The sequence below is a fragment of the Pseudoduganella dura genome, from assembly GCF_009727155.1.
Lineage (GTDB): Bacteria > Pseudomonadota > Gammaproteobacteria > Burkholderiales > Burkholderiaceae_D > Rugamonas > Rugamonas dura.
The window spans coordinates 505103-532092 of the sequence record NZ_WNWM01000002.1 but is presented as its reverse complement, the minus strand read 5'-3'; the positions used below and the strand labels follow the sequence as shown (position 1 = coordinate 532092).

Annotated in this window: 23 protein-coding genes; 11 read left to right on the top strand and 12 right to left on the bottom strand. The window is 63.0% G+C overall.

The window, feature by feature from the left end; all coding sequences use genetic code 11:
• Window position 1: 1 nt before the first annotated feature.
• Together GJV26_RS02460 and GJV26_RS02455 are read left to right on the top strand one after the other, a co-directional pair.
• The gene (locus GJV26_RS02460; RefSeq protein ID WP_155707354.1) at window positions 2-2779 is read left to right on the top strand and encodes a winged helix-turn-helix domain-containing protein; all 2778 of its coding nucleotides are present in this window, start codon (window positions 2-4) and stop codon (window positions 2777-2779) included.
• A 161-nt stretch (window positions 2780-2940) separates the two neighbouring features.
• Window positions 2941-3963 (top strand): Rieske 2Fe-2S domain-containing protein, encoded by a 1023-nt coding sequence (locus GJV26_RS02455; RefSeq protein WP_155707352.1) that lies wholly within the window; start codon window positions 2941-2943, stop codon window positions 3961-3963.
• A 198-nt stretch (window positions 3964-4161) separates the two neighbouring features.
• Here the strand turns inward: GJV26_RS02455 and GJV26_RS02450 are convergent, their stop codons facing one another.
• Entirely contained in the window at window positions 4162-5703 is a 1542-nt protein-coding gene (locus tag GJV26_RS02450; RefSeq protein WP_155707350.1) for an FAD-binding oxidoreductase, read from the bottom strand.
• 277 nt (window positions 5704-5980) lie between these two features.
• Here GJV26_RS02450 and GJV26_RS02445 point away from each other — a divergent pair, with 277 nt between their 5' ends.
• From GJV26_RS02445 to GJV26_RS02435, 3 genes are all read left to right on the top strand, one after another.
• Window positions 5981-7210 carry an FAD-dependent oxidoreductase gene (locus GJV26_RS02445; RefSeq protein ID WP_155707348.1) on the top strand — a complete coding sequence of 410 codons (1230 nt, stop codon included), beginning with the start codon at window positions 5981-5983 and terminating at the stop codon, window positions 7208-7210.
• A gap of 11 nt (window positions 7211-7221) precedes the next feature.
• Window positions 7222-8253 carry an aromatic ring-hydroxylating dioxygenase subunit alpha gene (locus GJV26_RS02440; protein ID WP_155707346.1) on the top strand — a complete coding sequence of 344 codons (1032 nt, stop codon included), beginning with the start codon at window positions 7222-7224 and terminating at the stop codon, window positions 8251-8253.
• Window positions 8254-8329: 76 nt separating this feature from the next.
• Window positions 8330-9415: an aromatic ring-hydroxylating dioxygenase subunit alpha gene (locus GJV26_RS02435; protein ID WP_155707344.1), complete on the top strand. Its 1086-nt coding sequence runs from the start codon at window positions 8330-8332 to the stop codon at window positions 9413-9415.
• Between the two features lie 150 nt (window positions 9416-9565).
• On the opposite strand, the gene GJV26_RS02430 is transcribed toward GJV26_RS02435, so the two are convergent.
• On the bottom strand, window positions 9566-10417 hold the full coding sequence (locus tag GJV26_RS02430) for a CmcJ/NvfI family oxidoreductase (protein ID WP_155707342.1): 852 nt from the start codon (window positions 10415-10417) through the stop codon (window positions 9566-9568).
• Window positions 10418-10911: 494 nt separating this feature from the next.
• Here GJV26_RS02430 and GJV26_RS02425 point away from each other — a divergent pair, with 494 nt between their 5' ends.
• From GJV26_RS02425 to GJV26_RS30605, 3 genes are all read left to right on the top strand, one after another.
• The gene (locus tag GJV26_RS02425) at window positions 10912-11781 is read left to right on the top strand and encodes an intradiol ring-cleavage dioxygenase (RefSeq protein WP_155707340.1); all 870 of its coding nucleotides are present in this window, start codon (window positions 10912-10914) and stop codon (window positions 11779-11781) included.
• Window positions 11782-12047: 266 nt separating this feature from the next.
• Window positions 12048-12737: a TetR/AcrR family transcriptional regulator gene (locus tag GJV26_RS02420; RefSeq protein WP_155707338.1), complete on the top strand. Its 690-nt coding sequence runs from the start codon at window positions 12048-12050 to the stop codon at window positions 12735-12737.
• A 319-nt stretch (window positions 12738-13056) separates the two neighbouring features.
• The gene (locus tag GJV26_RS30605; RefSeq protein WP_229427937.1) at window positions 13057-13611 is read left to right on the top strand and encodes a putative quinol monooxygenase; all 555 of its coding nucleotides are present in this window, start codon (window positions 13057-13059) and stop codon (window positions 13609-13611) included.
• Window positions 13612-14314: 703 nt separating this feature from the next.
• On the opposite strand, the gene GJV26_RS02410 is transcribed toward GJV26_RS30605, so the two are convergent.
• On the bottom strand, window positions 14315-15889 hold the full coding sequence (locus GJV26_RS02410; protein WP_155707336.1) for a methyl-accepting chemotaxis protein: 1575 nt from the start codon (window positions 15887-15889) through the stop codon (window positions 14315-14317).
• Window positions 15890-16090: 201 nt separating this feature from the next.
• Here GJV26_RS02410 and GJV26_RS02405 point away from each other — a divergent pair, with 201 nt between their 5' ends.
• Window positions 16091-17338 (top strand): TetR/AcrR family transcriptional regulator, encoded by a 1248-nt coding sequence (locus GJV26_RS02405; RefSeq protein ID WP_155707334.1) that lies wholly within the window; start codon window positions 16091-16093, stop codon window positions 17336-17338.
• Between the two features lie 25 nt (window positions 17339-17363).
• On the opposite strand, the gene GJV26_RS02400 is transcribed toward GJV26_RS02405, so the two are convergent.
• The 4 genes from GJV26_RS02400 to GJV26_RS02385 all read right to left on the bottom strand — a co-directional run bounded on the left by GJV26_RS02400 (window position 17364) and on the right by GJV26_RS02385 (window position 19839).
• Window positions 17364-17996, bottom strand: a complete 633-nt coding sequence (locus GJV26_RS02400) for a hypothetical protein (protein WP_155707332.1) — start codon at window positions 17994-17996, stop codon at window positions 17364-17366.
• Between the two features lie 8 nt (window positions 17997-18004).
• Window positions 18005-18955 (bottom strand): 5'/3'-nucleotidase SurE, encoded by a 951-nt coding sequence (locus tag GJV26_RS02395; protein ID WP_155707330.1) that lies wholly within the window; start codon window positions 18953-18955, stop codon window positions 18005-18007.
• A 366-nt stretch (window positions 18956-19321) separates the two neighbouring features.
• A complete protein-coding gene (locus tag GJV26_RS02390; RefSeq protein ID WP_155707328.1) occupies window positions 19322-19573 on the bottom strand; it encodes a hypothetical protein in 252 nt (83 codons plus the stop codon).
• Window positions 19570-19839 carry a hypothetical protein gene (locus GJV26_RS02385; RefSeq protein ID WP_155707326.1) on the bottom strand — a complete coding sequence of 90 codons (270 nt, stop codon included), beginning with the start codon at window positions 19837-19839 and terminating at the stop codon, window positions 19570-19572. Before GJV26_RS02385 ends, GJV26_RS02390 begins: the two co-directional genes overlap by 4 nt.
• Before the next feature lie 61 nt (window positions 19840-19900).
• Between GJV26_RS02385 and GJV26_RS02380 the strand changes: the two genes are divergently transcribed.
• Window positions 19901-21493 (top strand): methyl-accepting chemotaxis protein, encoded by a 1593-nt coding sequence (locus tag GJV26_RS02380; RefSeq protein ID WP_173346119.1) that lies wholly within the window; start codon window positions 19901-19903, stop codon window positions 21491-21493.
• Between the two features lie 313 nt (window positions 21494-21806).
• Window positions 21807-22028, top strand: a complete 222-nt coding sequence (locus GJV26_RS02375) for a hypothetical protein (protein WP_155707323.1) — start codon at window positions 21807-21809, stop codon at window positions 22026-22028.
• Between the two features lie 34 nt (window positions 22029-22062).
• Here GJV26_RS02375 and GJV26_RS02370 read toward each other — a convergent pair whose 3' ends face one another.
• The 5 genes from GJV26_RS02370 to GJV26_RS02350 form a co-directional block, all read right to left on the bottom strand.
• On the bottom strand, window positions 22063-22563 hold the full coding sequence (locus tag GJV26_RS02370; RefSeq protein WP_155707321.1) for an arsenate reductase ArsC: 501 nt from the start codon (window positions 22561-22563) through the stop codon (window positions 22063-22065).
• A gap of 135 nt (window positions 22564-22698) precedes the next feature.
• Window positions 22699-22950, bottom strand: a complete 252-nt coding sequence (locus GJV26_RS02365; protein WP_155707319.1) for a hypothetical protein — start codon at window positions 22948-22950, stop codon at window positions 22699-22701.
• Between the two features lie 85 nt (window positions 22951-23035).
• Window positions 23036-23632: a TetR/AcrR family transcriptional regulator gene (locus GJV26_RS02360; RefSeq protein WP_155707318.1), complete on the bottom strand. Its 597-nt coding sequence runs from the start codon at window positions 23630-23632 to the stop codon at window positions 23036-23038.
• An 85-nt stretch (window positions 23633-23717) separates the two neighbouring features.
• On the bottom strand, window positions 23718-26450 hold the full coding sequence (locus GJV26_RS02355) for a beta-glucosidase (protein WP_155707317.1): 2733 nt from the start codon (window positions 26448-26450) through the stop codon (window positions 23718-23720).
• A complete protein-coding gene (locus tag GJV26_RS02350; protein ID WP_155707316.1) occupies window positions 26447-26710 on the bottom strand; it encodes a hypothetical protein in 264 nt (87 codons plus the stop codon). The genes GJV26_RS02355 and GJV26_RS02350 overlap by 4 nt, the downstream gene beginning before the upstream one ends.
• Between the last annotated feature and the right edge of the window lie 280 nt (window positions 26711-26990).

The following is a 26990-nucleotide window of genomic DNA, read 5'->3' as shown; positions in this document are numbered from 1 at the left end:
CATGCCAGCTGTTCAATACGCTGCGGCGCATTCCGTCCAGGGCGCGGCGCCCCAGCAATCCTCCCAGCCCGAAGCGCGCCGTTGGCAGCCTCCGGCCCTGCACCGTAGCGCAATTGCACGTTCCACATTGCATATCGGCCTGCCAGAGCTCACGCACGCGCCCGTCACGATGGTACGTGCACCCGCCGGCTTCGGCAAAACCACGGTGCTGCTACACTTCCACGGCATTCTGGCTGAGCATGGGGCTACGGCCTGGATAACCCTGAACGACACCCATCGCGACCTGACGCACCTGTACATTTGCATGGCGTCCGCGATCGCCAGCGCTTGCGGAGCGCCGCCTGGGGCAGCGCCGGGGAAGGTATTCAATATTGAATCGATGCTGGCGCATTTGACCGTTCTGGTCGAGAGCGCGGGCAGGGACGTGCACCTGTTTCTCGACGACGCCCAGGTGCTGTCGGGGTCCGAGGCATTGCAGCTGCTTGAACTGCTGGCGAAGCGTCTGCCGGCCGGTCTGCATGTGCTTATCGCGACGCGCGTGCAGCTCATGCTGCCGTTGGCGCGGCTACGCCAAAGCAAATTGTTGGTCGAGCTGGGAATGCATGACCTGAGCATGGCACCGGACGAGGCATTGGCAGTGTTGGGGGAGGGCAGCGACAGGCCCGCGACGGGTGGCGCGCTGGAGGTCCTGGCCAGGCGTTGTGCCGGCTGGGCTGGCGGCCTCGTCCTGCTCCAGCAAATGCTGCGCAACGAGGGAGACGCCTCCCGCCTGCTGGGTTATTTTTCCGGTGCGAACCGTCGATTCGCCGAGTTCTTCGAGGAAGAGGTGATGCCTGTCGGTGGCGACACCGGGAAGCGCGACTTCCTGCTGCAGATTTCCATACTGGCGCGCTTCAGCCCGGCGTTGTGCGAGGCGGTTACCGGCCGCGCTGACAGCCGCGCGCTGCTCGCCGAATGTGAAGCAGCCGGGTGCTTCATCCGGCCGCTGGACGAAGGACAGACATGGTTCGCCTTCCATCCTTTGTTCGCCGAGTTCCTGCAACGTCAACTGCACGACGAACAAGAAGCGCTGACACGCGATTTGCACGAGCGCGCATGTGCCTGGCTTCTCGCGCACCGGCACTACGTGGATGCATTCGACCACGCAGTTGCGCTGGGCGATCTCATGCGCGCAGCACAGATTCTTGACGATTGGTGCAATCGCGAGTTCGGGACTTCCGCATCCGTGGAAATCATTACCCTCGCTGCGCAATTACCTGAAGAGATCAAGACGTGTTTTCCTCGCATCATGCTGATTGAAGCGTGGCGACGCGACGTGTTCTGGCAATTCGACGGTTCGCGCGAGCTGGTCGAACTGTCGCGCAAGCGTCTGCGGCAGATGGCATCGGAAAACCCGGACCGGTCCGAGGACATCGCGGAGATGCAGGGATTGCTGGTGCATGGCGAGATGATGATCGCCTGCTGCAGTGACGACATGCCACGTACCGAGGAGCTTGCGCATGTCCTGATTCGGGATTACGAGCGCGCCAACCTGCACGTACGGGGCAGCTTCTACACATCGCTGCTGTATGCCCAGCGCGAACAGTACAAGCTGCAGGATATCGATCTCCTGAGCCGGCTGGGCCGTTCCCACTACCATCGTCCCGGCAAGGGATTGACATCCATTTTTCATGAGGCGATCGTCGGACCATCGCATTTCATGATGGGCCGCACCGAAGTGGCTATTCACAGCCTGTCGGACGCTCTGGAGACAGCGGAAACCCTGACCGAGCCCGGATCAATGGTTGCGGCTCTCGTGGCGTTGCCGCTGAGTGAGATCTACTACGAACGCAACGAACTCGATCGTGCACGCGAATTGCTCGATGCGCATCTGGCGCATGTGAGCGCGCATGGTTTCATCGACCAGATGATCGCGGCATGGCTGACGCAGATGAAGCTTCTGCGCTTGGACGGCAAGATTACGGAAGCCTACAGGGTCGTCGATACGGCAACCACGTTTGCGCGCGAGCATGGCTTCGATCGCATACGGTTCTGGATCACGGCAGGCCACATCAAGATGTTGCTGGGAGACGGGCAGATCGATGAAGCGGCGCGCGCGTGCCGGAACCAGGGTATCGTCGGCGTTGCAAAGCAGTTCATGCCGGGGGGGAGCGTCACGACGCGTGATGAAGCGCGGGCACTTGCCTGGGTGCGGCTGGCGCTGGCCGAAAACCGTATCGCCGATTCAATGTCGGTAGCGAAGCAGTGGCATGGTTTCGTGCAAGCCGCCGGCGCGATCCGTAACCAGATTCGCTGGGATATCATCCTTGCTCATGGCTTCATGCTGTCGGGTGAGCGGCTGGCCGCACAGCGGGCCCTGCGTCGCGGGATCGCCATTGGCGCCAGCGGCCGTTTCGTGAGAACGTTTCTCGACGAAGGCGCCTGGATCGAGACCTTGCTCGAGGATTCCGTTGGCGCACCGGGGCCAGTCGACTTGCCGCGCGATGCATTTGCGGCCGAGCTGCTGCAGGCGTTTGCGCAGCGCAGCAACCGTCCGACCATCCGCGTGGAGCTGCCTCCGGAATCAGGCACGGGTGTGTATGGCGCGCTGGGCGCACGCGAACTCGAGATACTCAGGCTGATGGGGACGGGTTTGCTCAACCGCGAAATTGGCGACAAGCTGGGCATGACGGAAGGGTCCGTTAAATGGTATGTGCAGCAGATCTACGACAAGGTCGGCGTACGGCGCCGCGCGCAGGTCGTGGAGCGCGCGTACCAGTTGGGCCTGATCAACCGGTAAACACGCTGCACTGCATGATCCATGAAGCTGATGGCGCTTGCCGCCTTCAGCGGCAGCGAAGCCGCCGTAATCTGGTGTGGCCAGCTATCTTTCGGAAGGTGCACTCTGCAGGATGTGGGCATATCGTTGACGTATTGCCGACTACATATTGCAGGTATCCTATGTTTGCACTGAACCAGTGGTACGTTGCAGGTTTTGAATGGGAGTTTCAGGAACGCCCGATTGCACGCACATTCCTGAATCAACCCGTTGTATTGTTTCGAACCGGCGAAGGAACCATCGCCGCGCTTGAAGACCGATGCTGTCACCGGTCACTGCCACTCTCTTCCGGAACGCTGGAAGAACGCGGACTTCGTTGCGGATATCACGGCTTGTTGTACGCGCCGTCCGGCTTGTGCCTTGAAATCCCTGGCCAGGAAAAAATACCGGCCAGGGCATGCGTGAGGCCGTACACAGTCTCGGTGCGCAATCAGATCGTCTGGATCTGGATGCCGTCCGAGCCTGGCGGTCAGCCGGACTGTGACGCGCCCGAATATGCCGTCCATGACGACCCGCGTTATCGCTATCGTGGCGATGTCTACCATTACGACGCGCCTTATCAGCTCATCCACGACAACCTGCTGGACCTCAGCCATCTCGGCTATGTTCATCTGCGTACGATCGGCGGCAACGCAAAAATACATATGCACGCCGAAACAAAGGTCGAGGAGCAGGGCAACGTCGTGCGCGTGCTGCGGTACATGCCGTCGTCGGAGCCCCCGCCCACTTATACTGCGGCGTGGCGTTTCGATGGCTTGATCGACCGCTGGCAAGAGATCGAATTCGATCTCAGCCATCTTCGTATCTGGACAGGGGCCAACGACGCCGGTGCGGGATCGATGCGCGATGCCGGACGCGGCGGTTTCCATATGCGTGGCTTTCACGGCGTGACGCCGGAGACTGATGTCTCGACACACTACTTCTGGACGGTGGCTGCCAACCGGCACCCCGACATGCCGGACATGATGGATACGGTCTACGAGCAGTCGGCACTCACCTTCGAGGAAGACAAGGTCGTTATCGAAGCCCAGTACCGCAACATGCTGCAGTTCCAGCACGCGCCGCAAATCGATATCCACGTCGACGTCGGGCCCAACCGCGCACGCCGGATCATCGAGCGTCTCATCCGTGAAACCGCCGGTTAAGGCACTTTCAATTATCGAAGCTTGCAACGAGGGGATCGCCGACGCAACCGCTTGCGCGCGCCCTGGTACGCGGTGCCGCCGCCATTCTGCAAGCTCTCACTGACGCCGTGTCTCCCGGCGCTTTTTGGACGGGGTGATATCATCCCGTCCTTTTTTTCGTGGCTGTGGGCTCGACGAAGGCACGGGTGCGACGCGTCGTCATAGCCATTGGGTGCGGGAAGCAAGGATGCCGTTCGGGTCGATGAGCTCCTTGATCGATCGTTGCATGCGCTGCAGCGCATGGTCATTGAAACTGAAGTGTGCCACCGCCCCATCCTCGGGGTGGGTATGCGGGCCGTGGGGCCCGAATCCTGCCTCGGCAGCTTGCGCCAGCACCGCATCGAAGGCGGCATGCGCTGCGCGTACCTGCGCAGAGACAGTCCTGTCAAACGAAATGCAGCATATTTGCAAAGCACTGCGGGACGAAAGGACGAACATGCACTGGTGATCGAATCCGTGCTGTTCCAAGCCCGCGCGCACGAGTCGGTAATGCGCTTCGACATCGGTCGCGTCGAGCCGCGCCACTGAAGATAACGTGAGATAGTCACCGGTGGTGCTACCCGCCCAACGGGCGATCTGATCCGCGCCCGGTTCCGGAATACCTGCCTGCGACTTGTCGGCCGCAAGAATCGCTTCCTCCGGCGCGTTGCCGTCGTATTCCCGATAGCTGAAAACTGCCTGGGCGATGCCGCCGAATGCTGCCGCGAGAGTGGCCAACTGGGCCTCTACGACATCGTGCCGGCCGTAAAGCGCGAAGCGCAGGTTCCAGCGCCCAAGGCCCGTTTCGTCGGCAATACGTTCGAGTGTTTCTTCGGGGATCACTCCGGTGGAGGGATACCATTCCTGTCGGCCGGCAATCCGCGCAGCCGTCCCAACCAGGTTGGACAGTACCGGATGATTGGAAATGGTGCCGTCCATCAGGAAGGGCCTGATCATATCAACGAGAGACTGCAGGTCTCGATCGTGGCGGCAGACGATATTGCAGGACAGGTAGCGCTCGGGGCGCGGTTTCAGCCATACGCCCATGCGCGTGACGATACCGAGATCCGACTGCAGCAGCAATCCATCAAGCGTGAGACCAAGTCCTTGGCCACAGGTGTGCCAGGCGCGGCTTGTCGACAGGGCACCCATGCCGGTACGCACCAGACTGCCATTGGCGAGCACCATTTCCATGCCGCAGGATTGCAGCGCGTGGCCGCCATCGAGCACATAGTCGACAACGCTGTCGCAGGCAAGGTCGGGCACGGGCATCATCAATTCATGGCCGCCGGCGCGCAGGTGCTCGTACAAGTCGAAGAAGCTGACCCCGGGTTCCACTACCGCGTAAGCACACTTCTCGTTGATCTCGAGTACACGGTTCATGCGCCGCAGGTCCACGATCACGAAGCCGGGAACGCGTGGAACCGATGCGCCTTGGCCGTGATGGCGATGGCCTGTGTACAGCCATAGTGGGACGCGATAGCGGTTGGCGATGGAAACGACAGCCTGGACCTGCGCTACCGATGACGGCGCAATGAGTGCAGCAATGTAACGAAGGCGATCTGTCGGGATCGCGTGGACGCCGACGCGCGCCGCGATGTCCTCACTGTCGGTTGCCACTGCGCCGCTCCCCAGGACGTTGACGAATTCATCGACGGCGGTGTTGACACTGTGCGCGTTGGCTCCAGCATCGGACAGCACTGGTGCGGGCGTGGGTTTCATGACGATTTTCCGGCGATGCTGTCCCAGCGGTGCTTCATGACACCTCTTGCGGGAAATGAGGCGGGAAAGGATAGCTGGGCATCATGTGCTCTCCATGTGGATGTTCAGGCGATCAGGACGATTGGCGCCAACTATGCCGTTGCCCTGCTGCGTTCAACACCTGTCGAAAGATAGAAGCAGGGCGACCTATCCTTCGACAGGTGGCAGTGGCGCCGCCGACTGCGACAGTGCCACGTATCGAGTAGCAGCATCCTGATAACCAAATGGAGATGACAGTATGAGCAAGGGAAAGCGGGTCGTTGTAGTCGGTGCGGGGCCGGCAGGGTTGTTCACGGCGTTCGGCCTTGCGCGGCTAGGAGCACACGTAACCGTAATCGACGCCGCAGTCGGCATCAACGATTCCCCCAGGGCCAACGTGTACCTGCACTCGACCATCAAGGCCCTCGATAACGTCGGCCTGCTGGACGACGCCAAGGAGATTGCAGCCCTGGGCCATGCGTTTCAGATGCACTTTCCGTTGAGCGGGAATGTTGGCACCATGGACTTCAGGCTGCTGGAAGGCTTGACTTATCCCTTCACGCTGCACTTCGGCCAGAATCGCCTGGCCGAACTCATCCTCCGGCATTTCCTCGCGTTCGATGGCACGGCGATGCGTTGGAATACCCGTTTCATCGGCGCTGAACAAAGCGCCGATGCGGTCCAACTCAGCGTCGAGGTCGACGGGGTCGGCGCCACGATGGATGCAGACTGGGTGATCGGTGCCGACGGCGCGCGCAGCAGTGTACGAAAGGCACTCGGGATCGAATTCGAAGGTTTCACCTGGCCGGATACCTTCATGGCCACGAACCTCTATTTTGATTTCGAAAAATACGGCTATGCGGCATCGAACATGGTTGCCGCGGGCGAAGACTGGCATGTCATCGCAAAAATCGACGACCAGCACCTGTGGCGCATCGCCTACGGCGAAGATAGCGATCTCAGCGAAGAACAGCGCCTGGCCCGCATTCGCGAGCGCTACAGGAACTTCCTGCCGAGGAATGCGTCCTTTGAACTGGAGCGCGCGAATTCGTACCGCGTGCACCAGCGCTCGGCCAACACGTATCGCAAGGGGCGCGTCCTGCTTGCCGGTGATGCCGCCCATGCGACCAATCCCATTGGCGGGATGGGCTTTACGTCCGGGGTCCAGGATGCCCAGGCACTGGTACGGGCGTTGGGTCAGCTGTGGAACAACGAGGCTGGGGACGATGTGCTCGACTTCTACGCCGAGGAACGGCGCCGTGTATTCCTCGAGGTGGCCAATCCCACAGCGATTGACCATAAGCGCCGTACGCAGCGTACGGATCCAGCGGCACGCGTAGCGGACGAACAGGGCTTTATCGGGATGACACGCGATCCGGACGCCGTACGCCATGCAGTAATGTCCGTGTTCAAGCTTGAGGGCGTTCCTTACACTCCGGACTGGCGTGCCGGATTCCAGCGGCCGGTCGCTCCGCTCGCCGCCGGATGATGGAGTCGCGCATGTTTCCTAGAAATACCTGGTATGTCGCGTGTACGCCGGATGAAATCGTTGACAGGCCACTCGGTCGCCGCATCTGTGGCGAAAGGCTGGTCTTCTACCGCGGTGCCGACGGCAAGGTAGCAGCCCTGGAGGATTTCTGCCCACACCGTGGTGCGCCATTGTCGCTCGGTTTCGTTCGCGACGGACAACTGGTGTGCGGATACCATGGCTTGCAGATGGGCTGCAATGGCAAGACCGTTGCCATGCCCGGTCAGCGCGTGCAGGGATTTCCCTGCATCCGCAGTTATCCCGTAGTCGAGCGTTACGGTTTCATCTGGGTGTGGCCAGGTGATGCTGCGCAAGCCGATCCTGCCAGCATTCATCATCTTGAATGGGCGGACAATCCGGAGTGGGCATATGGCGGGGGGCTGTACCACATTAACTGCGATTACCGGCTGATGATCGATAACCTGATGGACTTGACTCACGAGACCTATGTACACGCGAGCAGCATTGGCCAGAAGGAGATCGACGAAGCACCGGTCAACACGAGAGTGGAAGACGAAGAAGTCATTACCAGCCGCTTCATGGAAAACGTGATGGCGCCGCCCTTCTGGCGTGCGGCATTGCGTGCGAACAGCCTACCTGAAGATGCGCCGGTAGATCGGTGGCAGATATGTCGTTTTACGGCACCGAGCCACGTGATGATCGAAGTTGGAGTGGCTCTGGCCGGCAGGGGCGGCTATGACGCACCGCCCGAGGTCAAGGCCTCCAGTGTCGTCGTTGACTTCATCACGCCGGAAACAGCGACGTCGCACTGGTACTTCTGGGGCATGGCGCGCAATTTCAAGCCTCAGGATACCGAATTGACCGCCGCGATTCGCACTGGCCAGGGCAAGATCTTTGGAGAGGACCGGGACATGCTGGAACAGCAGCAAGAGAATATTCTCCGGCACCCGGAACGCAAGCTGCTGATGTTGAACATCGATGCGGGCGGCGTGCAATCGCGCCGCATCCTCGACCGTCACCTGAAAAACGAGCTGCCCGCATGATTGGCCGTGCTCCCGAATACTCGAACCATATGCAACCTCGGCAGCAGTCATATTTTTATATAACAAGGAGACACTCATGTACCTGAAGAACGCCTGGTATGTTGCCGGGTTCAGTGAAGATTTTCCCAACGGCGCCCTCACGACAAGAACGTACCTCGAAGTGCCGCTCGTCTTCTACCGCAAGGACGATGGCGCAGTGGTTGCGATGGAAGACCGGTGCTGCCATCGGCTCGCGCCGCTCTCGCACGGGCAGATCGAAGGGGATGACCTCCGTTGCATGTACCATGGGCTTAAATTCGCTCCATCCGGAAAATGCATTGAGATTCCCGGGCAGCCGCGTATCCCCAGCAGCATGTGCGTGCGTTCGTATCCGACCGCCGAGTCCCATGGCTGTGTCTGGATCTGGATGGGGCAACCGGAGAAGGCTTCGCAAGCCGATATTCCGGACAACGTCGGGCCGGATCTTCCGGGCTGGTCGATGTTGCCGGGGCGACTCGAAGTCAATGCCAACTACATGCTTGTCGCGGACAATTTGCTGGACCTCTCCCATTTAAGCTACGTGCATCGTGATTCGTTCGGCCCGGGTCTGGTGTTTGGCCAGACGCGACCGAAAGTCGAGCGGCTGGAAAAGGGCGTCCGTGTATCACGCTGGTTGCTGAACCAGCCCACAGCGAAATATATTCGGGAAAAAATTGATGCGACGCATCTCGATGTATGGATCACCTATGATTTCATTGCTCCCGGGCTGTTCCTTTTGTACGCCGAGATGCATGAGCCAGGGGCTGCACAAAAATTCGGGGAAGACGCGCCAAGTGGAGTCGAGCCCTTGCACAAGGAATACACGAGCCAGGCCGTAACCCCTGAAAGCCTTGGAAAGTCGCGCTACTTTTTCTCATATGGATCCTGGGATCGCACGCCCGGGCTTGCCGAGTTCTACCGCGATTTCAGTTACCTGGCATTTAACGAGGATGCGGAAATCGTCAGCGCGCAGCAGCGTACGATCGACGCATCGCCAGGTATCACGATGCAGCCGACATCATTCGATGCCGCAACGTTGCAATACCGCTGGATCCTGGAGCGTCTGATGCGGGACGAGGGCATCGACGGGCCCCTGATTGGTGGTGGGCGCGCCGAATCGAATCACGTGCAGCAGGCTCCATAAGCACGGGGCACCGAAGGACCGGCAATGGCATAACGGTGGTCGCAAGACCACCAGTCTACGGTGCAACCTGGGGCTTTGCTACGAGTGCGGCAGGTGACCTGATGCCGCACTCAGGGAGGACAGGCTTCCGTTTGAAGCCTGTATTCAGCGTCAGAAGAACACGACGAAACGTGCGTCCAGGCTGACACGTGGCTGCGCGTCCGTAGGCGATGTCGGGTCGTCGAACGCGCTATGCGCCGCCCATTGTGGACGGGATTGATCGGTGTCCCACATTTTCAGGATCAGCGCTTCGTCGGCGGTCATCAGTGGATAGTAATACCAGTTCTGGTCAGACCGATAAAGCACGCCCAACCCCGTCCTGGGAAGCAGGGGCTCATCCGGTGATGTTCCGACAGCGGTCGGAATCAGGTCTTCCTTGCGAATTGTCCGCGCATCGCATACCGCAAGCGGCATCGACTCGACTGTCCGAAGCGGCTTCCAGATGTTGTATGCAGCCCATCTCCGCTGGAGCAGTTCGTTCGCCTCGTCAGGAGGAAGTACCTGACGGATACTGTACTCGTACGTTGCCTGGTCATGGTCGACATGGACATTGGTTGCCGCACCAAGGTTCTCGTTTGTGGCGGCGAAACGCATGTCACGCGCAAGACTGGCGAACATCACGACCCGCTTGGCCCCCGTGATTTTCTGCAGAAGCGACTCCGCCTCCTGGCGAAACACCGTGTCTACCGCGTGCTTGTCGCGTACGTCTTGTAATCCGGTCGTAAACTCGACGAGTGCGAAGCCGTTTTGCTCGAGCTCGATCTCATTCTCCAGGGCCCTCGCATTCCTGATCGTCACCTGACGGCTTTCAAGCTTGATCGTCGTACTGGCGTAATCGACCAGATATACGATCGGCGCATCGTCCTGTGGGACGGTAAATCTGAGCTCGGCCTGCACTTCGCCAGGTCGGGCAGTTCCACTATCCCCTGTCGCCGGGCAGGGCGCCAGCGTGTTGTCGTTCATTGTCATCTCCAGTTGTTATCAGTGTCGATTCGCGGCAGGCGACGCCCGCACGATGGCGAGCTCGCATCGAGGATTTCGGTCCGCAACTTCGGGCGATGAAGGCGTTCATCAAAGCCGTCTCGACCGCCACAAGGAAGCTTAGGCGCGGATAGCAGCGGCGATACCTGCCGAAAGATAGGTTTGTTTCCCGGCTATCTTTGGATAGGTGGGGGCGCTCGTGTCAGGGACTAGGATTCACCTGCAGAGGCCAAGCAGTCAGAGCAGGCGTCGAGTAGCAAGATAGTTGACTTGGCCAGCGGAGCAGCCGCGCCAGGCATTGCGGCTTCCTGCCAATGGTCAGTGCAAATTTTTGCTTGGGCGGGGCCGCAAGGAGCTGTCCTGCAGCACGCGACGATCCGTTCGACGGCACCTCCAGCTCGCCGGCATGTCGCCTGCGCTTTAGACGGCGTAAGGCACGGCATGCGGGGGAGCGACGATCAAATTCAGGAACACTCATGCGAAATTTTAATGAAGAGAATATTACCGACGCGGTACTAGGGCGCGTTTCCGGAAGTCCTGATCCGCGGACGCGAGCGATTAGCGGGGCGCTGGTCCGGCATCTTCACGCGTTCATTCGCGAGATCGAGCCAACGCAAGAGGAGTGGGAATGGGCTATCGATTTCCTTACCGCGACGGGCCGCATGTGTTCGGCAACGCGCCAGGAATTCATCCTTCTATCCGATGTCCTCGGCGTTTCGATGCTTGTCGATGCGCTCAATCATCGGGTTCCGGAGGGAGCGACGGAAACCACCGTCCTTGGTCCATTCTACGTAAACGATCCTCCCGAATTGCCGAACGGATCCGCTGTCTTCGCAGCAGTTGCCGGCGAAACGCCGCTGCTCGTGGAGGGAACCGTCCGCGACACCGACGGCCGGCCCGTGGCGGAGGCAAGCGTGGATGTCTGGCTCGCTGATGAAGAGGGCTATTACGATGTACAGCTCTCTGCAGATCGCTATACCGGCCGTGGACGCTTCCGCACTGATTCCGAGGGCAACTTTTCGCTTCAAGCCACTGTGCCGTCACCGTACCCGATTCCGGATGACGGACCTGTTGGCGACATGCTCAAGGCGCAGGGACGTCATCCTTACCGACCTGCACACGTTCATTTCAGGATCGCCGCCTTGGGCTGCAAGACCTTGGTCACTCATCTCTTCCTTGAGGGTGACCCTTATCTTGATTCCGATGTCGTCTTTGGGGTGAAGGATTCCCTCGTGGAACGCCTCATCGATCTTCCTGCCGCAGCGGAAGCGTCGCGGTTGCGCGACGGCTCCCCACAGCTGGCGTTGCGACGCAATTTCGTGCTGGCGAAAGACACTTCGGCATGAGCGACAGACCGGATACAGATGAATGCCAGGGCGGGGTGCTGGCAGCCACGTCCCTGCATCTTTTTGTGGCCCGACGTCAAAGCCACGCGCGCCTGGAATGGCATGGTGGGTTCTCCTTCGAGTGTTGACATGAACATAGCGCAGACCGGCGTGAAAACTGTGCGCGACCATGTAGTGGTCGACATCGTGCAGGCGGCAGCAAATCGAACCGTCCTGATACTGCGTGCCGGCATCCCGGTACCTGCCGAACAATTGGCGCGAGTGGCATGCTATCCCGTTGCTCAGCCCGCGAAGCGGCCGGGAGGGGCGCCATCGTGTGCAGCCACTGCAATGGTAGGTGGGGAAGAGCGACGATGAGCCGGCCGGCTGACCAGGTTGGTCGTACCCGCCAACGGCAACGCCAGGTTATCGAAGCGGCAGCGTCGTGTTTCGCGGCGAGTGGTTTCCACGGCGCTAGCATGGCCGAGATCGCTCATGCAGCCGGCATGAGCGTCGGGCACATCTACCACTATTTCGATGGGAAGGATAAGGTCATTGCCGCACTTGTTGCGGAAAATGTCAGCCGGCTGGCAGCGCTGATGTCCAGCCTGGAATCGTCCAGTGATCCACTGCACGAACTGCTTTCCGCTGCACCGCAGTGGATCACAGAATGCCTCGACGTGCAGAGCGCACGCCTGCAGCTGGAGATTGCCGCCGAGGCGTCCCGCAATCCCGTGATTGCTGCCGTGGTGCGCGACGCCGATCACCTGGCAGCGATGTCATTCGGGAAGGTGTTGCGCGCGGGGCGAATCAAGCTTGGCCTGCTAGAGAACGAAGGGTTGATTCGCGGTCGCACACTCGCCATCTTCGCTTTGTTCGAGGGGCTGCGGGTCAGGTCGCTCCACCTCACGGCAGCAGACTTGCCAGCGGTCGAGCAATCGATACAGCTTGCCCTCAAGCAGCTGCTTTATAACTGACAGCGCAAACGGCGCAGCTGCACCAGCATTTGTCGAGTTGACATAATATCTACATGTGTCGACATGCATTGTCTCGGTGGAGTCGCATTGAGCAGCCGTGCTTCCCTCGCCCGGTGTTGGAGCGCTAGAGTGCGCCAATTCAATGCCGCTGCGCGACGAATGGTCTTCGCCCACGAAGACGGCCGAGACGACTGACGAGCTTCCCGACGCGTTCTGCCGGCTGATGGACCTGCAGCACGTCCCTACAAGATTTGGAATTCATGAGCGGGCTGATTCAGCGTGTAATCGTCTATCATCTTCTGCAGAGGAGTGGAGGACAGTGCCTTCGCTCGATCGCAAGCCCGGGGACAGCGGTCAAAGGACAGCCAAGGCCGTTGAATGGATCAGGGAAGAAGGAATAAAAATGTTGATTTCAAGAAGGGATAATGTGCAGAGACTTGAAACCCATCTGCTATCGCTGGCGGACTTGGGCAGAAAACTCTTGGTACTTGGGATCGCCGTCTGGCTGTGTCTTAATTTGGACCGGGCGCATGCCCAGGAGCCGCAAATGATGCTTCGGATCTCGGAGATTGAGATACATGCTGATCATCTCGATCAGTACAAGGCGCTTCTTAAAGAAGAAGCGGAAGCGTCGGTAAGACTCGAACCGGGGGTGATTGCCATCTTCCCTCTGTATCAGCGAGAAGACCACACCCAAATCAGGATTCTCGAGATGTATGCCGACCGCCAAGCGTATGAGGCCCATCTCAAGACGCCGCATTTCCAAAAATATAAGACTGCAACTCTTCACATGGTCAAATCGTTGAAGCTTGTGGATATGCAGGCAATCGATGCGGAAACCATGACCAGAATGTTCAAAAAGATGAAACGCTAACAGTAGTCTTAAGGCTGATAGTGGACCCCGTTCAGAGTAGTGGTCAGCCTCGTCGAGGAACGCACACCGTGACAGCCTTCAGCTTCGCATCGGTTGACCGGATTCGCTGGACGGTTTTTCGTTCGGTGCCCGGAGATCGCAAGAATGTCTACTCGGGCAAGCGGTGCGCTATCAACGGTCACGGCACGCTTGCGACGAGCTCGGAGTCCGATATCTCACCAGCGGCAACGAGGACTTGGTCGAACTCAAGGTAGGGATCGTGAGGACTGAGGAATTCTGCTTTCATGGATTTATCGTTGACATGGGGGAGCATCAAATGTCAGCTCCTGGCCTATTGTGTTGAAAAAGTCGCCCGGCAACTTTTTCAAGCGGATTTCATTGATGTTGGCACTCCAAACTATCCGCTCTCGGACCACGGTGGCCGTTCTGGACAGTCGAGTTACCGATCTTTCGTTACCAACGGGAACTGGATCCGAGTTTTTCAACACAATAGCCCGAACTCGGCCGCTCGCTCCAGCATAGCAGGTCGCCGAACCGGAAAAGTCACGGAGTCTCACGACAGGCAGCTTCCGCCTGTGGATTCAATCGGTGAACGCAACGCCCGCTGGACTTCGTGCTACCGGCGTCCAACCCGGCACGCCAGTCCTCAAGGCGGCATCGAACGCCGCTGACTCGACAGTATTCCCGTCAACCAGCCCCGCAATCAGGCCGCGCGGAGCTTGAACACGGCCACCGAATCGTCGAGCTGGCGGGCCTGTTCGCGCAGCGACTCGGCCGCGGCGGCGGCCTGTTCGACCAGCGCGGCGTTTTGCTGCGTGGTGCCGTCGATATGCGCGATGGCTTCGCCGATCTGCTCGATGCCCTGCTGCTGTTCGCCGCTGGCAAGCGAGATCTGGTGCACCATCGCGGCGACCTGTTCCACGCTCTCGAGCACTTCGCGCATCGTGGCGCCGGCGCGGTCGACCTGGGCGCGGCCCGCTTCCACTTCCGCCACCGAAGTCGAGATCAGCTCGCGGATTTCCTTCGCGGCCACGGACGAGCGTTGTGCCAGCCCGCGTACTTCGCTGGCGACGACGGCGAAGCCGCGCCCCTGCTCGCCGGCGCGGGCCGCTTCCACCGCGGCGTTCAGCGCCAGGATATTGGTCTGGAACGCGATGCCGTCGATGACGCCGATGATGTCGGCGATCCGTGCCGACGTGCCGTTGATCGCGCCCATCGTTTCGACCACCTCGGCCACCGTGGCGCTGCCGCGCGTGGAAATGGTGGTCGCCTTGCCGGCCAGGCTGGCGGCCGCTTCGGCGTTGTCGCGGTTCTGGCGAACAGTGCTGGTCAGTTCGGTCATCGAGGCGGCGGTTTCTTCCAGCGACCCGGCCTGCGACTCGGTGCGGGCGGACAGGTCGGCGTTGCCGGTCGCGATTTCCGTCGATGCCACGGCGATGGCCTGCGTGCCCGAGCGCACCCGCGCCACGATCCGCGACAAATTGCCGTTCATCGTGCCCAGCGCACGGAGCAGGTCGCCGATCTCGTCGCCGCGGGTGCTGCGCACGTCGTTGCGCAGGTCGCCGGCCGCCACGTCGCGGGCGATGCCCAGCGCGTGCGCCAGCGGCACCGTGATGCCCCGGATCAGCAGCACGACGATCAGCGCGCCGATCCCTGTCGCCACGGCCAGCAGCGCCAGCAATGTTAACGCGGAGTTGCGGTAGACATCGTTATTGCGCTGTTCCACGGCGGCGATGCGGCTGGCTGCTTCCTTGCGGATCGTGGCCACGATGCCGTCGATGCGCTCGGTGGCGGCGCGGTCCATGCCGCGTACCAGCGCGTCGATCTTTTGCGCGCCGTCCGGGTCTGCGCCGTTGAACTGGCGCAGCGCGTCGAGGTAGCGGCGCACGAGTTCCGCATGCAGCCGCTGCGCTTCGTCGACGGCGGCCGTGTCCAGCGCGAGCGTGCCCATGGTTTCCTTCAGCGTGCGCAACTGGCTGGCGGTGGCTTCGCCGGCGTGGTTGAACGCCTTCGTGTATTTGTCCAGCTGCGCCGGGTCGCGCCCGCGCAGCAGGATGTTTTTCCATTCCTGCACCTGGATCTTGAACTCGACCTGGGCGAAACGGGCGCCGTCGACCGCGCGCATCAGGCCATCGGCCTCGGTGAAGCCGGCGGCGTTGCGGGAATTCATGTCACGCAGCGCGTTCCAGCCCGTGAATCCGACCAGCAGCAAGGTCAGCAGGAAAAATCCCGCGAGCAAGGTCAGGCGAACGCCTATTTTCAGGTTTGCAAGTTTCATGGTGTCGAAATCGTATCGAGAGCCGGGGCGGCGGAGTTGCGGAGAATTCTGGAAGCGCGGGCGGGGGCGGGGCCGTGGCATCGGCAAAATAATGCCGTAAGCCAATAGTAGCACGGGCCGGGCTTCTTGTCCCGGACATGCTGGCGGGGCACAACACCTATGCTCTACAATTGCCCGACACCCCGTCGCCATGAGTTTCCGTTGACCGAGCAAGCCGCAAGAACGAGATCCCGCAAGGCGCCCCACGCCGCCGACCTGCTGGCTGCGGCCTGCCGTATCGTCGAAGGGGCGGGGCTGGCCGGCCTGGCGCTGCGGCCGCTGGCCGGAGCGCTAGGGGTATCCGTCACGGTGCTGACCCACCATTACGGCGACCGGGCCGGCGTCATGGCCGCCATCTGCGAAGCGGCCTCGGCACACGATGCGCCGCCCCTCGACGAGTGGCGCAAGACGCTCGCGGCGCTTCCGTCGCTGCCGCCGGCCACGGCCGCAAGCGTGGCGGAAGCCATCCTGGAAGAGGCGGTCACGAACGGTCGTGCGCTGTCGATGCTCTACCTGGAAATGCTGCATGCCTGCACCTGGGATGAGACGCTGCGGCCGGCCTTCAGCGAATGGGCTGCGGCGCGGCGCCGGTTCTGGGACGACTTCGGTGCCCGCGCGGGGCTGGCGCCGGCACTGCCGGCATGCGGATGGTGGCATGGCTACGTGATCGCCGAACTGGCCTACGGCATGGCGCTGAACGATTCCATGACGTACCGGCTGGTGCGCCGGCTATGCCTGCAGCGCCTGTTTGCCGGCGGGGCCGCGCTGCCGGACGCGGCCGATGGCGCGCTGTTCGCCGTGCTGTGCGAGCGGATGGGCCACGGTGGCGCCGCGCCGGCGGCCGGCGCGGCCACGGCAGAAAGAGCCGGGCGTGTGCCCCCATGGTCCGTGGCGGCGGCCCGCGCCTGCGGCATGCGACTGGCGGCCCGCGGGGCCGGCGGCCTGACGCACCGTGCCATCGCGGCGGACATCGGCATTCCGCACACCACGCTCAGTTACCGCTTTCCAAGCCAGCACGACCTCGTGATCGCCGGGCTGGAATCGATTGCCGCGCATGTGATGGCGGCGGTGGAGGGCGGGAACCTGGAGGGGTTGCAGCGCTCGCCCGGCGGGGGCGACGGCCACAGGCTCGATCTTGCACGCGGCAATTTCGCCGTGGCCCTAGCCGCGGCGCGCATGCCGGAACTGGCCGCCTACACCGCGCACATGCGCGGCCGGCGCGGTCGCAACCTGCTGAAGGTCTTTGAAAAATACGTGCCGGATGCGCGCGGCATCGATGCGTTGTGCACGTCCGTGGTGTCGATGGGCCTCACCGGCCTGACCAACACCGAGCCGCCGGGCGAGGAGTCCGAACGCTCGGTGGCGGCGGCGTTCGGGGCCGTCAGCGCGTGGCTGCGGCAGGGTCGCTAGCGCTTCCGCGGCCCCGCCGGCAGCATTACTCCGGGTAAGCCCACAGGTCAACCAGCGTGGCACCGCCGCTGGCAACCAGGCGGAACCCCGCCGGCGAATAATCGCCGTCGACCACCAGGTAGCCGTCCGCCCGGGCGGGCAGGTTGCCGCAGCCGGTGGTTGCCAGCGTCAGCTTCAGGGCATTGGGCAACGTGGCCGTGGCCAGCTTGCCGCTCAGCTTGCAGGTCGTGCTGCCCGCCACGATATCGCCACTGGCATTCACGGCAAACGCGGCTACGCCGCCCGAGGCCAGCCGCACAGCGTAGCTCCCGGCAACCGACGTGGCATTAAGCACGTTCGACGGCGCTGCACTGCTGCTCAGCAGCTCCACCTTCACATCCTGTGTTGCGGCGGCAGCCGACTGCCACCCGCCGTTCCCCTCCCGCCAGTAGAGGGCGGCCGCTTGCTGGGCGCTGTCGTTCAGCACCAGCAGGCGGCTGCCGTCCGCCGCCGCGTAGTACTTGCCGGCGGTGGGGGTGGCGGCGTCGCCCGTGCTGACGGCGTAAGTGCCGGCAGGCAGTTCGGTCACGTCGATCGAAGGCGTGTCATGTTCGCTGCTGCCGCAGGCGGCGAGCAGCAGCAGGGCGGCGGCGGCGCAGGTGCCGGAAATGCGCTGCATGGCGCGGCTCATTGGGTGAACAGGTCGCGCAGGCGCAGGCGCAGCCATTGCTGGCCGGCCGGGCGCTGCTCGTAGCCCACCTGCATGGCGCTGACGGCAACCCTGGTCTTGTAGACCAGGGCTTCATCCTCGGCCTGGTCGGCGGTCGCCGCGGCGGGCGCCGAGCCCGACAGGCCCCATGGCGCGGCCTTGTTGAACTTCAGGTTGTACGTATCGTACGTGCCCTGGCGTGCGAAAGCCCAGCCGGCGTTGGCGGCCGGGGCATCCGGGAAGTTCACGTTCAGCGCCACGCCGGCCGGCAGCAGCGCGGCACTGCCGGCCTTCGCCTGCAGCGCTGCGATCAGCTTCGTGGTCAGTTGCGCGACGATGCGCGAGCGTGCATTGGCCAGGCCCGTGTTGTCGACAGTATCGGTGCCGGCGCTCAGCGCGATCGCCGGAATGCCGCGCCCGGCCGCGAACTGGGCGTTGCCGATCGTGCCGGAGTTGATGACCAGCTTGCCCACGTTCTGGCCTTCGTTGGGGCCGGAGAGCACCAGGTCCGGCGCCTTGCCCCAGCGCGCCGCCGCCAGCACGTCCAGGCCGTACATGGTGGCCATCACGGGCGTGCCGTGCACATAGTTGAAATCGCCGCCCGTGTAGCCGGCCTTGGTGAACGGGCCGACCGCCGGCGCACCCAGCGGCGCGGCGCCGTTGTGGCAGCCGCCTTCCGCTTCGATCTGCGTCCTGTCGTTGTCGGCCACGATGGTCGTCGTGCTGTACATGACGATGGCGGAACTGCGCCCGCTCTGGCCGGTGCATGGCACCGACACGATGACCGAATGCCCGGCCGCCGTCAGTTCGTCATGCAGCGCCTTCAGGTTGCTGGTGAGTCCGTCGTCGTTGGCGAGGACGATGTTCAGTGCGAAGGCGGGGCTGGCGCAGATGCCCAGCCCGGCCGCGATGGCCAGTCGGTAGTTCATGGCTTCCTTTATGGATGTCGGTATGAGGAAGCCGCGATCGTACCGGCGATTTATGACTGGATTATGACGACTGTACGAATGCTTTATGCGAAAGAGGGTATCAAATTCATAAATTTCGCATTAGATAAAACGTTTGTACGAAGTGCGGCATTGTGGAACCATGTCGTGTGGGCACGGCGGGGCAGCGGCCGGACGAACGGCAGCGTGCATCGAGGCAGTGAACTTTGAGAGGACGGTGGAAAAGCGGGCCGTATGCCGCGAGGGCGATTCCCGGCAGTGCCGGGGCGGGCGAGGGACCCGCACCGCGTGCGGGATCGGACTGCAAGGAATGCTACCGCGGCACGGGCATGCGCGCGGCTCGTTTCGTCAGTATGCCACCGCCTTCGCGTCGCGCACCGCGGCGAGCGCCTCCGCGTCGTCCCGGCGCAGGCCCGCACCGTTGAGTACGCGCCGGATGATCGCGTTGTCGATGCCGCGCGCCATCAGGAACTCGACGGCTGTAACGGTGTTGGAGGTGTGCTGCAGCAGGATGCCTTCGCGTACGGTGTCGGTGGTGATCCAGGCATGGGCGGGGTTGGCAAGATCGGTTCCGCGGCGGCCGGTGTTCAGGGTATTCATGGGGGCTCCTTCGTCAGTGAATTCAGGCGTGAGGATGGTAAAGCGTGGGGAACGACAGTTGGTACGCCCTCGATTTTACTATACAAGCCAACGTTTTCAACCGTACCAAGTTCGTCGTAATGGTCGTTTTTTGGCACAACAGTGCGTATGTGCGAAGAAAAATACGTTTCAAGAAAGAATTGAAAGTCATCCGGCTGTAATAAACGGTTCCTATAATCCGGCGTATTGTTTTGTGGCAATGAAAGTACTGTCACGGTGCTTTTCATGTTTTTCCGACCCGGTCGCGGGCCCAGGCCGGCTTTGCGATCCAACCAGACCGATCCAACCATGCTCAATCTCCTCCGCCAGCGCACCGGCGCGCGCGTTGTCGCCGCGTTCTCCCTGATCCTGGCCATGCTGGCAATCGTTACCGCAACGTCGCTGTGGTCGCTGCAAAGCGTGGCGGCCAACGCCGAGGAACTCGCCGAGGACAAGCTGGCCCGCCAGCGCATCACCATCGAATTGCGCGGCAACGAGCAGCTCAATGCGCTGCGGGCCTCGTCGATCGCGCACAGCGACAGCCTGGAAGTGGCCGATCTCTTCATGCGACAACTGGCCGAGGGCGAAAAGACGTCCCGGCGCCTGCAGGACCAACTGGCGCGCTTCGATGGCGATGACGATGCCGATCCGGCACACCGGCCGCTGGTCTCCGCCGTGCTGCGCCGGCAGCAGCTGTATCGCGCCGCGCGCGACGAGGTGTTCAAGCAGAAGGACATGGGCCGGGTGCAGCAGGTGGAGGAACTCGTCGCCGCGTCGCTGGAGCCGCGCCTGAAGGAGTATCTGCGCGCGCTGGATGCCTTGCTCGACTACCAGGCAGCTTCGGCAAAGCAGCTGTCCGACGATTCGCGTGCCACGTTCACGTGGATGCGTACCCTGCTGGCCGGGATGGGGCTGCTTGCGCTGGCGGCCGGCGCGGTACTGGCGCTGATGCTCACCCGCAGCATCGTGCGGCCCCTGCGCGATGCGCTGGTATTCGCCGGGCGCACGGCGGACGGCGACCTGACCGCGACGCTGCGGCATGGCCGGCAGGACGAACTGGGCCGGCTGCTCGATGCGCTGAGCGGCATGGCAGGCAAGCTGGCGCATACCGTCAGCGGCGTGCGCGATGCGGCCGCGGCCATCGACGTGGCATCGGCCGAAGTCGCGCACGGCAATCTCGACCTGTCCCGCCGCACGGAGAACCAGGCCGCCACGCTCGAGGAAACGGCGGCGGCACTGGACCAGCTCACGGCCACGGTGCGCACCAACAGCGAACAGGCCGTGCATGCCGCCGCGCTGGCGCATGGCGCGGCGGACGTGGCGGCGCAGGGCGGCAGCGCGATTGCAAGGGTGACCGCCACGATGGATGGCATCAGCCAGTCGGCCGCGAAGATCGTCGACATCATCGCCGTCATCGACGGCATCGCTTTCCAGACCAACATCCTGGCGCTGAACGCCGCGGTCGAGGCGGCCCGTGCCGGCGAACAGGGGCGCGGCTTCGCGGTCGTGGCCGCCGAGGTGAGGGCGCTGGCGCAACGCTCGGCAACGGCCGCGCGCGAGATCAAGGCGCTGATCACGCAATCGGTGGAAACGATCGCGCAGGGCGCGGCGCTGGCCAGCGGCGCCGAGGCCACCATGACGGGCATGGTCGAGCGCGTAGGCGGCGTCAGCGGCGTGATGGCGCGCATCGGCACGGCCTCGCATGCGCAGAACGAGGGCATCGCGCAGATCAACGGCGCGGTCGCCGATCTCGAATCGGATACGCAGAACAACGCGGCCCTGGTGGAACAGGTGGCGGCCGCATCGGAATCGCTGCGCCGGCAGTCCGAAGTCCTCAGCGGATTGATGCAGCAATTCCGGCTGGGGACGCCGGGTTCGGCACTGGTTGCGTCAACGGCCTGAACGCCGTAACGGCATGACCCGGAGGGCGCTGCCGAACCTGCAAGGCCGATCGGCGGCTACCCGGGCAATATTTACAATTTGTCATAAATCTGTCACACTTCGAGTCCTCCAATAAAGCTCCAAATGCAGCACTGATATCGCTATCACCATCGCTCATCCGGGTCATGGTTGTTCGAAAGTCGTGCGCGGCAAAAGCCCGTACGTTGGTGTGCCCGGTCCGGGTCGCTCGCTGAGGAGGAAGTCAAAAGTGGGAAACATGGTATTAGATGTGGCAGTGGCAGACGCGCCGGTGGATGAGGCGTGCAGGCGGGTAATGCAAAGACTGGTGTCGGCGGGGTGTGTCGCCGCCGACGTGCCTTATTCGGTCGAACCCTTCCAGGTGGCGGAAACCGAACTTCGCTATCTGCTCAATTATGGCGAAGTCTACGAAGCCGGCACCTCGCTGGTGATCCCGGTGCTGCGTTCGGTGGCCGTCGAGAAGCACGGCGCCGACATTGGCAAGATTTCCTTCGTGCTGGCCGTGAATCTCGTCTGACGAAAACGCCGGGAGGCGCCGGCTTCGGTGACGGTCAGGCGATCGTCCGGCCGATGGCCATCACTTCGTGGTGCAGGGCATGTTTCTCGAGCATGTGCAGCGGCAGGCTCACGAAGATGTTCAGGTGCGCGCGGATCGCGTAGAACGCCCGGTGGAACGCGGCGCGCCGGTCGTTCGCGGTATCGCCGAACGCGGCGGGATTTTCGATGCTCCAGTGCGCCGTGAGCGGATGGCCGGGCCAGTACGGGCAGGCCTCGCCGGCCGCCTCGTCGCAGACCGTGATGATGAAATCCATCAGCGGCGCGCCGGGTGCGGCGAACTCGTCCCAGCTTTTGCTGCGCAGCGCGCCGGCCGGGTAGCCGGTCGGCGCGATCTGTTCGAGCGCCAGCGGATCGACGGCGCCGGCCGGATTGCTGCCTGCCGAAAATCCGCGGAACCTGCCGTTGCCCATCGTGGACACCAGCGCCTCGGCCATCACGCTGCGCGCGGCGTTGCCCGTGCCGAGGAACAGCACGTTATAAACCTTTTCTTCCATCTGAACTCCATCTGAACTGGCCGGCCATCCTGGATATGGCAGCGATCTGCCGCGCTTCGCCGGCAATAAAGCATCGCCCACGGTAACGGAGGATCTTGACGGGGTGATGACATGGCACGCGGCGCTGTCGCGGCGTCAGGCCCGCAGGCGTGGGTAGCGCCGGAAGATGCGCCGGTACCAGGGCGTTTGCCAGAACAGGCACCCGGCCTGGCGCAGGGCATCGCGCTCGGGGATGCCGGCGGCGATCAGGCGGTCCGCGGCGCGCAGGTGCGTGACCAGCCTGAGCCCGTCGCGCAGCAGCCACGCGGCCGCGCTCACCAGCAGTCCTACCGCCACGCAGGCTGTGGTACTGGCGGTGAAGTCGAGTACGTACGCGAGACCGCTCATGCCAATCTGCCTCAACAATGAGTCACAGGGTCATCCAAGCGTAAGTCAAAATTATGACGGCAATGTGACCGGGCAGGCCGGCGTGTCAGCGGGCCAGGTAGGCGCGCAGGAACGCCTCGACGGCACGGTCCGCGGCGTCGTGGATCGCGGGCTCCGCCGGCACTTCGCCGAACATCGCGCGATCGAGCAGCTCGCCCTGCAGCAGGCCTTTCAGGTGCATCGCCGCCACCCACGTGTCGCCGGCGACGAGCGTGCCGGCCGCGGCGTGGTGCGCGAGATAGGCCTGCACGATGGCCCAGCCGGTGCGCGGGCCCTTGTCGTAGAAGCGCATGCCATTGCCGTTGCGCGCGCCGTCCTGCTGGGCGATGCGCGTGGCCGACAGCATCTCGGGCGTCAGCAGCTGCGCCAGGTAGGCGCGGCCGAACTGCCGCAGCGTTGCCGCCAGCGGTCGGGCCGGATCGAGCGCGGCGAACGCATCCTGCAGGCGAAATTCCGCCGCCTGGGCAAGCACGGCCTGCACGAGTTCGTCCTTGGAGGGAAAGTAGCTGTAGATCGTGGACTTGGACCCGCCGAGGCGGGAAACGATCTCGGACATGGTGGTGTTCTCCACGCCGAGTTCGGAAAAGGTAGCGGTCGCCACCTGCATGATGTGATGGCGCCGCTCTTCGGATTTTCTTCTCATGGTGACCGCAGGATGGGGTAAGCCCCGCAGTATATTGCGTGCCGCCGCGCTTGTGCGGATTCGGCGGCACGCGATGTCACCGTGGTCAGTAGGCGCGCCCGGCCGCGACCTGCACCGCTTCCTGCACCGGTGCCGGCAGCGGGTTCGACGACGCGGTCGACAGCTGCAGCGCCGATTGCACCGTCAGCCCGGCCTTCTGCGGCAAATCGGCGGAAGAGCTGCCCACATGGATCGTGTACTTGCCGGCATCCACCTGCCAGGCGCCCGTGGCCGTGGTGTAGTAGGCCAGCGAGCGTGCATCGACCGGGATCGACACGGTCTTGGTCTCGCCCGCCTGCAGGAACACCTTGGCGAAGCCTTTCAGCTCCTGTTTCGGCCGCGCCACCGCCGCCGTGGCGGGCCGCACGTACAGCTGCGCGACTTCATAGCCGGCCTTCGTGCCCGTGTTGGTCAGCGTGAACGTGGCGTTCACGGTGGCCCCGGCGGCCAGCTTGCTGCTCGACAGTGCCAGGTTGCCGTAGGCGAACGTGGTGTACGAAAGACCGAAGCCGAACGGATACAGCGGCTTGGTGCCGGATTTGTCGAAGCCCCGGTAGCCCATGAACACGCCTTCCGAATACGCCAGCGTCTTCTTCGCCGGATTGGTCGCCGCATCGGCGAAATTGCCCGATGGCTGGTAGTCCGCGATCGCGCCGTAGCCGGCCGATGTCGGGTAGTCGCCCGCGACGCCGCCGATCGTCACCGGCAGCTTGCCCGATGGATTGACGGTGCCGTACAGGATTTCCGCCACGGCCTGGCCGCCGAACTGGCCGGGGTACCAGGCTTGCAGCACCGCCGCCGTCTTCTTCGCCCAGCCGCCCATTTCCGACGGGCCGCCGCCATGCACGACCACGACCGTGTTCGAGTTCACCTTGGCCACGTTCCTGATCAGCTCCGACTGGTATTCCGGCAGCTCGAAGGCCACGTCGGCGCCTTCGCCTTCGTACTCGGCGTTCTTGCCCACGGCGACAACCACCGCGTCATAGTTCGCCAGGCTGTCCGGCGCGGCCAGCGAGGCCCAGCTCATCTGGATGCCGTTGATGCTGCCCAGCACCGGGAAGTAGGCGCCCGACAGGCGGCGGTATTCCAGCTTCACCGTGTACAGCGAGCCGGCCTTCAGCTTCGCCGTCTTGCCCGAAGCACTGTAGGCATTGACGACGTCGCCCGCGATCGGTGCGCCGTCGGAGGACAGTACCAGCTCGTCGTTGACCCACAGCTTGTAGGCGCCGTCGGCGCGCACCTTGAACACCTGCTCGCCGGTCACGGTCGGCTTGATGGTGCCGGTGAAACGTGCCGAGAATGCGCCCGGCGTGGCGGCGAAGCCGGACAGCGAGGTCGATCCGCTCGCCGTCACATTGGCGCCGGTCATGAAATTCCATGCCACGCCGGGTTCGATGCGCGTGACGGCGGCCGAGCCGGCCAGCTGGGTATTGGCGAAGTACTCGGCCTTCAGGCCGGGGTTCAGCGCCTGCGCCGTGGAACCGGGCTGGTACCACACGGCTTCCTTCGGATTCAGCGACAGCCCCGGGATGAAGGTGACGTTGGCCGGGTCCACGTTGAGCTGCTGCAGGCCGCTCAGTTCCGAGATGTGGCGGTTGGTCGGCGCCCAGGCGGTGCCGAACGGGGAAGCGGGTTCCTGTTGCGCCATGTCGCCGATGACGGCGACGCGGGCATTGGCGGCCAGCGGCAGCACCGGCATCGAGCCCTTGCCGCTGTCGTTACGCAGCAGCACGATGCCTTCGCGGGCGACCGCCAGCGAGGCGGCATCGCCGTAGGCCGTGTCCAGCGCCGTCGGCACCGGCAGCGCCTTGTCGAAGCCGAAGCTGACCATGGCGCGCAGGTTGCGACGCACCTTGTCGTCCAGCACCACCATCGGCACCTGGTTGCTGTAAACCAGGTCGTACATGGTCTGGTCCGTGAATGCCAGGGCGCTCGGCATGTCGAGGTCGGCGCCGGCCCAGGCGGCTTTCTGGGGGTGGTGGATCGAGTTGAAATCGCTCATCACGAAGCCCTGGTAGCCCCATTCGCCCTTCAGCACCTCGGTGATCAGGTGATGGCTTTCGCAGCCATAGTCGCCGTTGATCTTGTTGAACGCGCACATCACCGAAGCGGGGCTGGCGTTCTTGACGGTCGATTCGAAGCCGGGCAGGTAGATTTCGCGCAGCGTGCGTTCATCCACCGTCACGTTCGTCAGGTGCCGGTTGGCTTCCTGGTCGTTGGCCACGTAGTGCTTGGCCGCGGCCTGGATGCCCTGGGCCTGGATCGCGTTCGTGATGGCGGGGCCGAACACCGCGCCCAGGAACGGATCTTCGCCGCTGACATACTCGGCATTGCGGCCGTTGTACGGCGTACGGAAGATGTTCAGGCCCGGCGACAGCATCTGCTGGGCGCCGGCCTGGCGGGTTTCGTAGCCGATCGCCAGCCCGAACTGCTGCGCGCGGTTGATGCTCCACGTGGCCGCCAGCGCCGATTGCGACGGGAATTGCGTGCCGAACGTGCCGAGGCCGACGTGCACGCCCATCGACGAGTCGTAGGCCGTGGTGCCCGCCAGGCCTTGCGACGGCAGCAGCGGCAGCATGTGGCCGTCGTTCACGCGGATGAATTCGAACTTCTGCTGCAGGCTCATGTTGTCGATCATGGCGCCCACGCGGGCCTCGACTTCGTTGCCCTTGAACGGCACGCCGAAGGCATGGGCCGGGGCCGCCGGCAGCATGCTGCACAGCACGGCGATGGCGGGCAGGGTGCGCCGGAAACGCCCGATGGTAGCGGCGCGCATCATTTCTTCACCGTGTTCGGTGCGTCGGCTTCGTCCTGCGGCAGGTCGACGATCGTCGACGACTGCTGTGCCGGGGCGTCGGTGGCGATGCCTTTTTCCTCGAACAGCTTCTTCTGCTTTTCGATGTAGTCGGCGCGCGCGGCGCGCTCCTGCTGCGCGGCGGCGGTCTCGGCGGCGGCGGCCTTCGAGGCGGGGGTGGCATGCACTGGCAGGGCGCATAGCGCCACGACGAGTGCCAGGTACGGATGGCGTGAGAGTTTCATATGGATCAATTTCTGGAAATTTTTTGATAAAGCGTGCGGCCACACGAAAGCGGGTTTAACGATACCCATGGGTACAGTATACAACATGGATTAAAACTTTAACAATCGCGTTAATAATTGGTGCTGCAGGGAAAGTTCTGTGCCGCGCGGGCCGGCCGCATACGCGTCGCCGTATCGTCACACCGAGGCTGCCGATCCCGTCTGCTCTTCCTTATCGTAATCATGTAGCGACAATCGAAAGACAATTGCGCAATACCTCCCGCTCCGCGCCCGTGCAATG